Source organism: Paraburkholderia sp. SIMBA_053 (assembly GCF_046534895.1).
GTDB classification, from domain to species: domain Bacteria; phylum Pseudomonadota; class Gammaproteobacteria; order Burkholderiales; family Burkholderiaceae; genus Paraburkholderia; species Paraburkholderia caledonica.
In genome coordinates this window covers 1-275 of record NZ_JAWRXU010000606.1, presented here as the reverse complement: position 1 = coordinate 275, position 275 = coordinate 1, and the positions used below count along the sequence as shown (strand labels likewise).

The following is a 275-nucleotide window of genomic DNA, read 5'->3' as shown; positions in this document are numbered from 1 at the left end:
GCTGTCTGTTGTATCAATCATCATTATTCTTCCCCCGGTGAATCTGACAGCACTTGGCTGATTCTTATGCTTTGTGCCGCCGCTTTCTGTACGACTTCTCCTCCTGATGACGCCTGTTCGGCGGGTGGCGGCCCGCCCTATCTCCTTGCATTTACCGCGTTTTGCAGGGCTTGTAGTACGCCGGCCTGGCGCAGCATCGAGGACGACATGGGCGTCGTCTGCAACGAGAGCTGCAACTGGTTGGCGACTTGCTGGTTATTGCCTGCAATCTGCAG

General features: G+C 56.0%; 1 pseudogene. It reads right to left on the bottom strand.

What is annotated here, in order from left to right:
• Nucleotides 1–137: 137 nt before the first annotated feature.
• A pseudogene (locus SB753_RS37030) lies at nt 138–275 on the bottom strand (peptidase C39); the annotation flags it as partial.